Here is a 12,175-nt window from a genome sequence, read left to right on the forward strand (position 1 = left end):
AAGGAGGGAGGGCAGCCGGTGACCACCGACCAGAGCCCCCGCCCCCGCCCTACGGGTGGTACCGCCCCCGGCGTCCGTCCCCGCGGTCGCCGTGCCTGGATCAGCGCCGACCATCCCCGCTACAAGTGGGTGGCGCTGACCAACACCACACTCGGCGTCCTGATCGCGACCATCAATGGCTCGATCGTGCTGATCTCGCTGCCCGGTATCTTCACCGGCATCCGTCTCGACCCGCTCCGGCCGGGCAACGTCGGTTACCTGCTGTGGATGCTGATGGGCTACCTGCTGGTCACTGCCGTGCTGGTCGTGACCCTCGGCCGTCTCGGCGACATGCGGGGCCGGGTACGCATCTACAACGCGGGATTCGTCATCTTCACCGTCACCTCGGTGATCCTCTCCGTCGACCCGCTGCACGGCTCGGCCGGCGCACTGTGGCTGATCGGGTGGCGGATCGTGCAGGCCGTCGGCGGTGCGATGCTGATGGCCAACTCGACCGCCATCCTCACCGACGCCTTCCCCGCCCGGCAGCGCGGCATGGCGCTCGGCGTGAACATGGTCGCCGGCATCGCCGGCACGTTCATCGGTCTGGTCCTCGGCGGCGCGCTCGTGGAGTGGAACTGGCGCTCCATCTTCTGGGTCAACGTGCCGATCGGACTGATCGGCACCGTGTGGGCGTACAAGTCGCTGCACGAGACGGGGATCCGCAATCCCGGGCGGATCGACTGGTGGGGAAACCTCACCTTCGCCGCCGGCCTGACGGCACTGCTGGCCGCCATCACCTACGGCATCCAGCCGTACGGCGGCCACACGATGGGTTGGACCAACCCCTGGGTGCTCGCCGGCCTCGTCGGCGGCACGCTGACACTGGCCGTCTTCTGCGTCGTGGAGATGAACGTCGCCGAACCGATGTTCCCGCTGCGGCTGTTCCGCAATGCCGCCTTCGCCGGCGGCAACGCGGCCACTCTGCTGGGCGCGATCGCCCGCGGTGGTCTGCAGTTCATGCTCATCATCTGGCTGCAGGGCATCTGGCTGCCGCTCCACGGCTACGACTACGCCCGCACCCCGCTGTGGGCCGGCATCTACCTGCTGCCCCTCACCGTCGGCTTCCTCGCCGCCGGACCGGTCTCCGGGGCCCTGTCGGACAGATGGGGCGCCCGGCCGTTCGCGGTCGCCGGATGCGTCGTGATGGCCGCCTCCTTCGCCGGGCTGCTCCTCCTGCCCACCGACTTCCCCTACGGCCTCTTCGCGGCCCTGGTCCTGCTCAACGGCCTCGGCAACGGGCTGTTCGCAGCGCCGAACACATCGATCATCATGTCCAGCGTTCCGCCGGACGCCCGCGGCGCCGCCTCCGGCATGCGCGCCACCTTCCAGAATGCCGGCACGGTGCTGTCCATGGGCGTTTTCTTCTCCTTGATGGTCGCCGGACTCGCCGGCTCACTGCCGCGCACCCTCAGCTCCGGCCTCACCGCCCAGCACGTGCCCGCCCCAGCCGCTCACACCGTTGCCATGCTGCCGCCGGTCGGCGTCCTGTTCGCGGCCTTCCTCGGCTACAACCCCCTCCGGCAGCTCCTCGGCCCGACCATCCTCGACCACCTCCCTCGAGCCAACACGGCGATCCTGACCGGGCGGGAATTCTTCCCCCACCTGATCTCCCGGCCCTTCCACGACGGCCTGGTCATCGTCTTCACCCTGGCCATCGCCATGGCCCTCGCCGCAGCAGCCACCTCCCTGATCCGCATCCGCGGCGAGACCACGCGGGCGGCAACCGCCACCAGCCCCCTCGCGACGACATCAGCACGCGGGGGAGTGGACGACCGGCCGGCGCCCTGCACTGCCACGGTGACCGAGGCACCGGGAAGCCAGTGGCCGCCCGACGGGTCGGGCCGTCGGAAGGGACAGCGGCCGACATGCTGATCCGGTTCCGGGCGCCCCGCGACCTGGCGGGCAGCCGCCATGTCCACGCGTTCCCCCGCACCGCAGAGGTGTCGCCGGACCGCCTCCTGTTCGGCGCGGGATCAGGGGGCCTGCAGGAAGGTCAGGACGGCTCGTACCCGCCGGTGGTCATCGTCGCTCTCGGACAGGCCCAGTTTGCCGAGGATGCTGCGCACGTGCTTCTCGACGGTGCCCTCGGTGACCCAGAGACGGCGTGCGATACCTACGTTGGACCGGCCCTCAGCCATCAGGGCCAGTACCTCGCGCTCGCGTGCGCTCAGCGCGTCGAGCGGATTCCTTCGTCGTTGCGCCGCGACCAGTTCCTGAACCAGGGCGGGATCCACGACGGATCCGCCCTTGGCGATCCGCCTGAGCGCCTCCAGGAACTCCTCCACGTCGGCGACCCGGCTCTTGAGCAGATACCCGATCCGCCGACCGCCGGCCAACAGCTCCATGGCCTGCTCCACCTCGACATGCGCGGACAGGACCAGGATGCCGACATCCGGCAGCTCACGGCGAATGACGCGGGCCGTATCCAGTCCCTCCGTGGTGTTGGTCGGCGGCATACGGATGTCGACCACGACCAGGTCGGGCACCGTGTCCCTCGCGAGCTGCAGCAAGGCCGGGCCGTCACCGGCCTGCCCCACGACGGACACCTCGGCCCGCTCGAGCAGGCCTGCCAGGCCCTGGCGAAGCAGCACGTCGTCGTCCGCCAGAACCACTCGCAACTGTGTCATACCGCGCCTTCCACCGTCCTGTGCGGCATGTCCGGCCGATTCCGTCGCCGGCCGATGGCGGCGATGACCTGCCCAGCTGCAGGTTCTCATGGGCATCTGCACCAGTCGACCGCTGAACCGCCGGGTCCAGGCCGGGCCGGAGGCGTGAAGCGATGACACAGGGCCGGGTGGGCATACGGAGTCGGCACCGGGTGACGGGCCGGCTCGCCGGAACGGCGATCGTGGCGGGTGTGGCGGTCCTCCTGGGCGCCGTCGCGCCGTACGCCGGGCGGCACGGCTTTGGGATCACCGGCTCGCGGTCGGCCGTCGCTCTGGGCGCCTTCCTCCTCACGGCGGCGATCGTCGGCCGCCTGGCGGCGCGGCTACGGCGCTCCGCTCAGGTGTCGGCACAACTGTCGCAGCAGCAGTCCGCGCTGCGGCAGGTCGCCACCCTCGTCGCACGGTCCGCTCCGCCGTCGACCGTGTTCGAGGCCGTGACCCGCGAGATGGGCCTCCTCTGCGGCGCCGATCTGGCCTGCCTGGCGTGTTTCGAGGCGTACGGCGGCATGCGTGGCGTCGCGACCTGGAGCCGATGGGGCGGGCCGGATCCGCCGCCCGTCGGTGCTCGCTCCGCCCTCGACGGACGCGGTGTCGCCCGCCAGGTCCGGCCGACGTGCGGTCCCGTTCGCATCGAGGACGTCGAGGACACCACCGCAGCGATCGTCCGGAAGGCACGGGCACCGGGCATGCGCTCGTCGGTGGGACGCCCGATCGTGGTGGGCGGGGAGGTGTGGGGCGTGATCGTCGCCTCGAAGGAGAGCGACGGCCCGTTCCCGGCGAACACCGAGTCTCAGATGGCCGCCTTTGCCGATCTGGCAGCGATCGCCATCGAGAACGCCAGGACCCATGCCGAACTGACCGCCTCACGCGCCCGTGTCGTGACGGCCGCCGACGGGGCGCGCCGCCGTATCGAACGTGATCTGCACGACGGCGTCCAGCAGAGGCTCGTGTCGTTGCTCCTCCTGCTCCAGCACGCGCAGCTGACGGTTCCACCGGATCTGCACGAGCTCCGCGCGCGACTGCGCGACATCGCCGCCGGGGTCACGGGCGCGTTCGACGAACTCCGCGAGGTGGCACGGGGCATCCATCCGGCGGTCCTGGCTCACGGCGGCCTCGGTCCCGCGCTGAGGGCGCTTGCCCGCCGATCGGTCCTCCCCGTCGATGTCGAGGTGCGCCTCCAGGGGAGACTGCCCGAACGGGTGGAAGTCAGCGCGTACTACGTCGTCTCCGAGGCACTGACGAACGCGGCGAAGCACGCAAAGGCCTCGATCGTCACCGTCACCGCCACCGGGGACACCGACTCCGGCGTACTGCGTGTCCGCGTACAGGACGACGGCGTCGGCGGCGCCGCCTTTGCCGCCGGCACCGGCCTCATGGGCCTGAAGGACCGAGTGGAAGCCCTCGGCGGCAGGATGGTTCTGGACAGTCCGCGCACGGCGGGAACCACCCTCAGTGCGGTACTGCCGCTCGTGCCGAGCGGCCGCACAGGCCGCGACTAGACCGCCGCTGCGCTTTCGACGCCGGTGAGGAGGACGAGCGCGCCGGCGGGTCGACTGCCTGGGGGAGTGCCGGCCGGGCACGGACAGGGGCCGGCGCGCGGCCGGCCCCCTCGGGGAGGGAACTACCATCCCCCTCCGCCGTCGCCCCAGCCGCCGTCGCCGTGGTCGTGAGTGAAGTGGGCGAAGTCGACGTCGTCACGATGGTGGTGGTGATCCTGAAGCACGCCCACCGGCGAGGCCGGCGCGGCGACGGCCGACACGGCGGAACCTCCCAGGGCCAGAGCGATACCCGCGAGGGCGGCGAGGGGCCACTTGATGTTACGCATGATCAATCTCCTGGAGTGAAAGGGTATGTGACAGCGCATCAGGCGTGACGCGCGCGGAAGGGGACGGTCGGGCCTTGGGCCTTCTGGCGTCCGTTCAATTCCGTTTTCCTGGTCTCTACGCTGCCCTGCGGGGAAACCCCGGACAATCCTGCAGGCTGTAAGCGGCTTTACCGGCCAGCTGCAATCTCGTCGTCCACCAGGTCAAGATCCCCGACTTGAGGCTTTATATCATCATTCTATATAGGCATTCTATATAGAATGATGATATAAGTGGGCACAGGCCGTTAGGGGCCTGCAGTTCCGGGCGTCACCGTGGCGCCGGAAGAGGGTGATGACCATGACCTACACCTACGCGCCCGCCATCGCCCCGCGGCGAGGCGTCACCCGGAGGCCGCGACGGGCAACGGGCGGCGCCTGGCCCCTCGCGCACCGTCCGGAAGCCGCCGGAGAGGCCCGCAGGATCACCCAAAGGCTCCTGACGTGGTGGAGTGTCCCCGAGGAGGCGGCCGACTCGGTGCTGCTGACCGTTTCCGAACTCGTCACCAACGCCGTGGAGCACGCCCAGCCCCCACTGAACCTCGCGCTGAACCGCGACGCGGACACCCGCCGGGTGCACATCGAGGTCTCCGACGGAGGCCCCGCCGACAGGCAGGGCGAGTGGGCAGCCGGCGGCATCCCCGACGAGCACGGCCGCGGGCTGGACATCATCGACCACATCACCACCGCCCACGGCGAGCACGACCAGCCCGGACACGTCGTCCACTGGGCCGACGTCAACGCCACGGCCTGACCGGCGCCGACGTCTCCTTTCCGGATCGGTCGCGCGTGGTAACGCAGTACTGCGCGAACGGCCCAACGGCTGCTGCCACGACGGGTGCGGCGACGCCGTACCCGAGGACGGTACCCAGCAGTCCGACCGGAGCGATCAGAAGTCCCGCGACGATCGCCGGCACACCGAAGCTCCGGTAGGCGACCGGGTAGACCGATCCGAAGAGTCCCGGTCCTTCGTGGGGTGCACGAGCGGGCGACGGCCCGGACCGCGCCGGAGAACGAGGCGCCGAAGCCCACACCGTCGATGACGCCTCCCACCCAGAGAAGGGACAGCAGTCCGGTGGTGGCACCCGCCTCGATCACGGCGGTTCCCAACAGCACGCCGCACCGCCAAGGAAGACCGTGCGGCGTGGGGTCAGGCGGCCGAGGGAGAGGCCGGCCGCTGACGCCGTGGCGCCGTTCAGGAGGCCGCTGTGAAGGTCGAGCAGGTCCCGGATGATGTTGGCTACGAGCCCCATGAAGAGCCCGGCCGGCGTCCATGGCGCCATGCGAACGGGAATGCTCGCCACCAACTCACGCCGCGCGGCCTGCGGGGCCGCGACGCGGGGGATCAGTGAGCGCGCCGCTCCGGGCCGCGGGGAGACCGTCTCCGCGGAGAACGCGGCCACACCCGTGCCGACGGCCATGGTCACCGCAGGGCTGCGAACACGATCACATCCGCACTGATTTCCGTTCCGATACTCCCGAGGGCCAGATCGAGCTGCGCGAACGGCTCCAGGCTCACGCAGAGCTCTACCATCACGTCAGCCTCGCCCAGGCCGGCCCTGATCACATGCCGAAGAATGCAGACCGACAGTGGCCGGCCTGGCCACCTGATGCTTGGGCAGCGACCATCGTCTCGCCTGCTGCCTCCGTAACTGCACCGCGTCAACTGCTCACGCCGGGATCAGAAACCCTTCTTACGGCTCGAGGCAGCCGTCGCCGGACCGAGCGCCCGGGGACCTTCGCCTCGTGCCCGAACGGGCCGCTCTTGGGCATCGAGCAGCTGGTCGTGGTGTGGGCCTTTCCCGTCGGGCACGCCGGTCAGCCCTTGGGCATCATGGGCATGGGTGTCAGGTTCGGCATGTCCATCGCGGCCCAGCCCGGAGTCAGCCGATCGCGAGTTGTCCGCCGCGTGCCTCGAGCACCGCGCCGGTGATGTAGCTGGCGCGGGAGGAGGCAAGGAACACAACCGCTTCCGCGATTTCTTCAGGGTCTGCGACCCGCCCCAGTACGGTGGTTCGCCCGATCACCTGGAGGGTTTCACCTCCCATCTCCTCCGTCCCGGGGGTATGGACAGGGCCCGGGGCCACGGCGTTCACACGGACGCCCTGGCCGCCGAACTCGTCAGCCCATACTCGTGTGAGCAGTTCGAGTGCCGCTTTGGAGGCCCCGTAAGCGCCCGTTCCCCGCACCGGCGTGGTAGCCGCCCCTGTGCTCACACTCACGATGGCGCCACGCCCCCGTGCAGCCATTCCCGGGGCGAGGGCACCGACCAGGAGCATCGGCGCGCGTGAGTTTACGGCCATCTGCGTATCGAACATCTCGGCGGTGGTGTCGGGCGTACTGGCGAACCGGTAGATACCGGCGTTGTTGATCAGAATGTCCACCTCGCCTGCTTCGGCGGCAAGACGCAGGACATCTTCAGAGCGGCTCAGATCCGCAGCAACGAACCGGGCCTTCCCGCCTGCGGCAGCGATCTCCTTGACGGTCTCAGCACCTCGCTGCTCGTCCCGCCCGTGGACGATGACCGAGGCCCCCAACGCTGCCAGGCGAAGGGCAACGGCCCGGCCGATGCCAGCGGTGGCACCGGTGACAAGAGCGGTGGATCCGTCCAGTTCTGCAGTCACGGAAAGCTCCTCCAAGTCGAGAGGAACGACATGCTGTCGGTTGTTCCTCGTGTAACTGATGATCCTGATGGTTCATTCCATGGCGAGGACGGACCCACGCCGGGCCGATCGTTGATCATGGCCCGGCCCGGGGCCGTGGCCCAGGCGACCCTGGGAGGCCAGTGAGCTCGCCTTCGCTGACCACGTCCGCGGGTGACCGGAGCGCGCCCCACGCTCGTGGAGAGCGACAGGTGCGCTGCGTCCAGACCGGTGACGACGGATGACCGGTCGAACACATCGGTGAGGCCACTCTGGCGCCGTTCAGCAGCCGGTGTGGACGGCCACTAATTCGGCTCTGTCGGAGATCTTGTGACAGAACCGGTCTGAACTGGGCATCAACTGGGTGGACAGTTCAGGGTAATTGGGCGGTTGCTGCCGCATTTGGCCGGTGTGGTGGTGGAGTCGGTGGAGCGAACCGCCGGGGTGGTCACGTGTCGTGCGTAGTGCCGCACGCTGCCGGTGCGGTGTCCGGAGTGCGGCATGCTGTCCTGGCGGGTGCACGGCCGGTACACGCGGCGGCTGCGAGATGCGCCGGTCGGGCTGAGGCCGGTGGTGATCGAGTTCGTGGTGCGGCGGTTCAAGTGCAGCAGCTCCCACTGTTCCGCAGTGACGTTTGCCGGGCAGGTGGAGGGTCCGGCCCAGCCGCACGTCCGGTACACGCTGCTGTTACGCCGGATGCCGTCGTCGATCGCGATGGTGCTGGCGGGGCGTCCCGGGGCCCGGCTGGCCGTGCTCTTGGGGATGCCGGTGGCCAAGGACGTGCTTGTGGGACTGCTCCATGCTGTTCCGGATCCTCCGTCCAGCCTGGTCAGAGTGTTGGGCGTGGACGACTTCGCCCTCCGCAAGGGCGACTCCTACGCGACCCTCCTGGTGGACTAGGAGGCCCGTCGGGTGCTGGATGTCCTGCCCGGCCGGGATGTCGAACCCCTGGCCTCCTGGCTCGCCGGCCACCCCGAGATCGAGGTGATCTGCCGCGGAGCCCAGAGCCTGGAGGAACTCCTGCTCAAGGCCGCCCACCGGACCTCGAAACTCGCCCCCTACAGGCCGTATCTCCATCAACGCTGGCGCGAGGGCCGCCACGACGTCCCCCGTCTCCACCACGAGATCCAGCAGCAGGGCTTCACCGGTGACGTTCAAAGAGGCCGCCGGTACGCCCCGTTCAAGAAGCCGCACAGCCCACTGCCGAAGTCACCACCCGCACCCCCGCCCCCGGTCAGGGCCGTTCCCAAGCCGCGGCGCGTGGTCCGCTGGACCATGAGCGCAGAGGCGGACGCTACCGAGCTCAGAGAGTTCCGCACCGGCCGTCCGCACCTGGACCTCACCGTCCGGCACGTCCGTGACTTCGCCGCGATGCTGCGAGACCAGAACGCCGAGGCCCTCCCCGCCTGGATGGACCGGGTCAAGGCCGACGACCTTTCCGCCCTGCACTCGCTGGCCAACGGTTTCCACCGCGACCTTGATGCCGTCACCGCCGCCTTCGCCACCCCGTGGAACTCGGTCCAGGTCGAAGGTCACGTCACGAGAGCCAAGCTCCTCAAGCGCATGGGCTTCGGCCGCGCGCACCTCCCGCTTCTCCGAGAACGCATCCTCCACAGCCCATGACTGCGTCGGTCACAAGATCTCCGACAGAGCCGAATTGCGTGACCGCTCACACGCGGGGGGCCTCATGGCGAGCAAGGGTCTACCTGTGCTCCTGCCACCGGTTCGGGTCCTCCTCCAGAGCCGCTCGGTCCCAGTCGCCGTGTTCCGCGGCAGCCTCGTACGTCGTACGCAGGAAGTCAGCCACTGCCCTGTCCGGGTCGGCCGCGGTGCGCACCCTCTCGTAGGGCAGGAGGAACTGGCCGAGGCCGGGGCTGTAGGACGCGCCGACCGGGCTGATCGGATGGTCGGCGAAGCCATCCGGCTCGGGGTAGGCGTACGAGTAGAAGGCCCCTTCCTCACCGCCGCCGGGCCAGAACCCGCAGCTGCTCAACTCACGGGAGTAGCCCTCCACCATCACCCAGTCACCACAGTTCGGGGCCCCGCCCGGGTGTGGCGGGGCCGTGCGTCCCGAGAACCTCGTGCAGGCCAGGTCCATGGCGCCCCAGAAGAAATGCACTGGGCTGACCTTGCCGACGAAGTACGAGCGGAACTCTCCCAGCACCCGGTTGGCCTGCAACAATTGCCGCCAGAACAGCTGCGCGGCGTTCGGGTCGTAGAAAGCGTGTTGGCGGTCTTCATCGAAGGGGATCGCCGGGGCCACCTCGTTCGGATGTGCCTGGATCCTTGTCTCGATTCCCAGCTCGCCCAGGGCTTGCATCGTCTCGCGGTAGAAGTCGGCCACCGGCCTGGGCTCCAGAGCCACGGTGCGGTGTGTGCCGTTGCTGCTGCGCATGCGCAGTAGATGATCGAGGAAGTCGAACTCGATGTCGAACACGCTGGCGCGGTAGGGAATCGCCGATGTCGTCAGGCCGCGCGGGCTGACATACAAGGTGACCTGCCACCAGTGATTGACCAGGGGCGCGTGGGCCAGCCGGATCTTGCCTACGATCTGGGTCCACATGTGCAGGGTGTCCCGGGTCTCGGTCCAGTCGGCGACCCGCAGCTGCGGCCACATCGTCCGCGACGTCTGGTCGGAAGTCCCGGCCACAGCGAGCTCCTTCCAGGACAATGCGACACATACTGACCACGGTGCCCTCAGCCAATGAATCAGGCAACCGGTCGGCGTTCCGCCATCGCAAAATCGCTGATGCGGCTGCCCGGTCTCACTGGTGGCGGCGAGGTCCTGTGGAGTGGACTCGGAAGGACTTTTCATCATGAGCCTTGACCAGCCGCCCCTCGTACTGGGGGCAGCCGGGGGACAGGCAGGCGCCGTCGTCCGCGCATTGCTGTCCCGCGGTTCCGCCGTCCGCGGTTGGTCCGCAACCCTCAGTCGGCCTCAGCCCGGCGTCTGGCAGGCCGAAACGTCGAGGTCGTGGGGAGAGATCTCGTGGACCGAGAATCTCTGGCCTCAGCCATGCGGGGAGTAGCCGGCGTCTTTGCGATGACCACGCCCTTCGAGTCAGGACCGGCCGCCGAGATCGCACAGGGCCGAGCCGTTCTCGCCGCCGCGCATCAGGCGCGTGTGCCACACCTGGTCTTCAGTTCCGTCGCAGGTGCCGACCAGGACACCGTGTACCGCACTTCGAGACCAAGGCAGTCATCGAGCGGGAACTGGCCGCAGGCGAGGTGCCCTATACGATCCTGGGGCCCACCTACTTCTTTGACAACGCCCTCGGCGACGAGGAGCGGATCCGCCAGGGGGTACTCGATCTCCCCTTGCCACCCGACCGCCGTCTGCAGCAACTGGCGCGCCCCGACCTGGGTGCTTTCGCGGCCGCTGTCCTCGCCGCACCCGACGCGTTCGTCGGACGGCGCATCGAGCTCGCGAGCGACGCCCCCGAGCCCTATGACATGGCCGCCGCGTTGGGCGCGGCTCTCGGTCGGACTGTCCGGCACAACGAAGTGCAGCTCGACGAGATCGGCAACGACGACATGCGGGCCATGTGGGCGTTCCTGCGCAGCGTCGGCTACGGCGTCGACCTGCCGGCGCTGCACGCCGCCCACCCCGAACTGCGCTGGACGTCGTTCGCCGACTGGGCCCGAAGCACCTTCTCAACGGCACTGTGACAGGTTGCCTTCGCTGCGGCCCGGATGCGCGGGAACGTGCCGCCGAGTTCGCCCTGACTCGAACGGAGCGCGCCTGTTGGTGGAGTGGTCCCACATCTCCGGCACGCCGGGATCCCGTTCTGGCTGTACTCGGCCACGGCGACGTTGTCCCCCTGTCCGCTGCGGTCGGCATCCGGTGGGCGTGCCCAAGTCTTCGAGCGCGTACGGACTGCGGCACCCTCGTGTCCTGGGCGGCGAACGCCCGCGAGGGCTGACGCCCGCTGCCCGGCGGCGAGCGCCGACATCGGTTCGCGAGGCAGTCCGCTTGACAGAGCCGCGGCGATGTCACGGCTGGTCACCCACGAACTCACCCACGTCATCCAGCAACGCCAGGGGCCCCGGCCCTGAATGAAGATCGTGACCCCCTCATCCGGGTTGGGCGCCCAGCCGTTGTACGGTCAGCGACCTTCCCAGTGGGGTGGGCGCTTTTCGGCGAAGGCGTGGGCGCCTTCCTGCGCGTCGTGGGACGCGAGGACCGGTGCGACGAGCTGATCCTGCTGGCGGAAGGCGTCCTGGTCGCCGTATGCGGTCCGCTCGTTGACCACGCGCTTGACGGCCGTGATGGACAGTGGGGCGTTGCGGGCGATGCGGTGGGCCAGTTCCACCGCCTTGGTGAGCGTCTCGCCCGGTGGGGTGAGGTGGTTGACGAGGCCGAGCTGATGAGCCCGTTCGGCGGGGAGGGGGTCGCCGGTGAGGAGGATTTCCACGGCGATGTTGCGGGGGATGCGTTCGGGCAGCCGCACGATTCCTCCTTCGGGGGGAACCAGGCCGAACGTCACTTCGGTGAGGCCGAAGGTGGCGTCCTCGGCTGCGACGATCAGGTCGCAGGCGAGCGCCATCTCGGTGCCACCGCCCAGCGCCCAGCCTTCGACGGCAGCGACGAGCGGGGTGCGGAGCTGGGTTCGGGTGAGGCCTGCGAAGCCTCGCCCAGGGAGGACTGGGGTGTCTCCCTTCGCGAATGCCTTGAGGTCCATCCCCGCGCTGAAGGTGCCGCCGGCACCGGTGAGGACGCCGACCATCAGGTCGTCGTGGCTGTCGAGTCGGTCGAAGGCATCGGCCAGCGCCCGCGCGGTGGCGCCGTCGACGGCGTTGCGTGCCTTCGGCCGGTCAATGGTGATCACGAGGACGCCGTCTTGTTCTTCGGTGTGCACGGTGGGGGCGCCGGTGGTGGATTTGGTGGTCATGGTAGGGATTCCTTGTCTTTCCCGGTCTTTCCCGCCGGTGTGGATCTCCGACCGCTGACAGCGGAGGGCTTC

Annotated in this window: 13 protein-coding genes and 1 pseudogene; 7 read left to right on the plus strand and 7 right to left on the minus strand. The window is 69.2% G+C overall.

What is annotated here, in order from left to right:
• Window positions 1–18: 18 nt before the first annotated feature.
• Window positions 19–1,914, plus strand: a complete 1,896-nt coding sequence (locus IO33_RS0105100; RefSeq protein ID WP_078963288.1) for an MFS transporter — start codon at window positions 19–21, stop codon at window positions 1,912–1,914.
• Window positions 1,915–2,015: 101 nt separating this feature from the next.
• Here IO33_RS0105100 and IO33_RS0105105 read toward each other — a convergent pair whose 3' ends face one another.
• Window positions 2,016–2,669 (minus strand): response regulator, encoded by a 654-nt coding sequence (locus IO33_RS0105105; RefSeq protein WP_031160714.1) that lies wholly within the window; start codon window positions 2,667–2,669, stop codon window positions 2,016–2,018.
• A 167-nt stretch (window positions 2,670–2,836) separates the two neighbouring features.
• Here IO33_RS0105105 and IO33_RS0105110 point away from each other — a divergent pair, with 167 nt between their 5' ends.
• A complete protein-coding gene (locus IO33_RS0105110) occupies window positions 2,837–4,207 on the plus strand; it encodes a sensor histidine kinase (protein WP_167349434.1) in 1,371 nt (456 codons plus the stop codon).
• Window positions 4,208–4,329: 122 nt separating this feature from the next.
• Here IO33_RS0105110 and IO33_RS0105115 read toward each other — a convergent pair whose 3' ends face one another.
• On the minus strand, window positions 4,330–4,533 hold the full coding sequence (locus tag IO33_RS0105115) for a hypothetical protein (protein ID WP_031160719.1): 204 nt from the start codon (window positions 4,531–4,533) through the stop codon (window positions 4,330–4,332).
• Between the two features lie 337 nt (window positions 4,534–4,870).
• On the opposite strand from IO33_RS0105115, the gene IO33_RS46580 reads away from it, so the two are divergent.
• Window positions 4,871–5,323, plus strand: a complete 453-nt coding sequence (locus tag IO33_RS46580) for an ATP-binding protein (RefSeq protein ID WP_078963324.1) — start codon at window positions 4,871–4,873, stop codon at window positions 5,321–5,323.
• A gap of 340 nt (window positions 5,324–5,663) precedes the next feature.
• Here the strand turns inward: IO33_RS46580 and IO33_RS45780 are convergent, their stop codons facing one another.
• The 3 genes from IO33_RS45780 to IO33_RS0105130 form a co-directional block, all read right to left on the minus strand.
• Complete coding sequence (locus tag IO33_RS45780) at window positions 5,664–5,990, minus strand: hypothetical protein (RefSeq protein ID WP_051926405.1); 327 nt, start codon at window positions 5,988–5,990, stop codon at window positions 5,664–5,666.
• Window positions 5,991–5,992: 2 nt separating this feature from the next.
• On the minus strand, window positions 5,993–6,136 hold the full coding sequence (locus IO33_RS50270) for a hypothetical protein (RefSeq protein ID WP_157857796.1): 144 nt from the start codon (window positions 6,134–6,136) through the stop codon (window positions 5,993–5,995).
• Window positions 6,137–6,452: 316 nt separating this feature from the next.
• Window positions 6,453–7,193 (minus strand): SDR family NAD(P)-dependent oxidoreductase, encoded by a 741-nt coding sequence (locus IO33_RS0105130; protein WP_031160725.1) that lies wholly within the window; start codon window positions 7,191–7,193, stop codon window positions 6,453–6,455.
• Between the two features lie 498 nt (window positions 7,194–7,691).
• On the opposite strand from IO33_RS0105130, the gene IO33_RS0105135 reads away from it, so the two are divergent.
• Window positions 7,692–8,111, plus strand: a complete 420-nt coding sequence (locus tag IO33_RS0105135; protein WP_280921744.1) for a transposase family protein — start codon at window positions 7,692–7,694, stop codon at window positions 8,109–8,111.
• Window positions 8,112–8,123: 12 nt separating this feature from the next.
• The gene (locus tag IO33_RS0105140) at window positions 8,124–8,834 is read left to right on the plus strand and encodes a transposase (protein WP_031160730.1); all 711 of its coding nucleotides are present in this window, start codon (window positions 8,124–8,126) and stop codon (window positions 8,832–8,834) included.
• Window positions 8,835–8,913: 79 nt separating this feature from the next.
• On the opposite strand, the gene IO33_RS0105145 is transcribed toward IO33_RS0105140, so the two are convergent.
• On the minus strand, window positions 8,914–9,828 hold the full coding sequence (locus tag IO33_RS0105145; protein WP_031160732.1) for a DUF5996 family protein: 915 nt from the start codon (window positions 9,826–9,828) through the stop codon (window positions 8,914–8,916).
• A gap of 267 nt (window positions 9,829–10,095) precedes the next feature.
• Between IO33_RS0105145 and IO33_RS43755 the strand changes: the two are divergent.
• Window positions 10,096–10,880: pseudogene (locus tag IO33_RS43755) on the plus strand (NmrA family NAD(P)-binding protein).
• An 84-nt stretch (window positions 10,881–10,964) separates the two neighbouring features.
• Window positions 10,965–11,267: an eCIS core domain-containing protein gene (locus tag IO33_RS54035; protein ID WP_107069228.1), complete on the plus strand. Its 303-nt coding sequence runs from the start codon at window positions 10,965–10,967 to the stop codon at window positions 11,265–11,267.
• A 50-nt stretch (window positions 11,268–11,317) separates the two neighbouring features.
• Here the strand turns inward: IO33_RS54035 and IO33_RS0105155 are convergent, their stop codons facing one another.
• Window positions 11,318–12,103: a crotonase/enoyl-CoA hydratase family protein gene (locus tag IO33_RS0105155; protein WP_031160734.1), complete on the minus strand. Its 786-nt coding sequence runs from the start codon at window positions 12,101–12,103 to the stop codon at window positions 11,318–11,320.
• Between the last annotated feature and the right edge of the window lie 72 nt (window positions 12,104–12,175).

The organism is Streptomyces durhamensis, assembly GCF_000725475.1.
GTDB lineage: Bacteria > Actinomycetota > Actinomycetes > Streptomycetales > Streptomycetaceae > Streptomyces > Streptomyces filipinensis.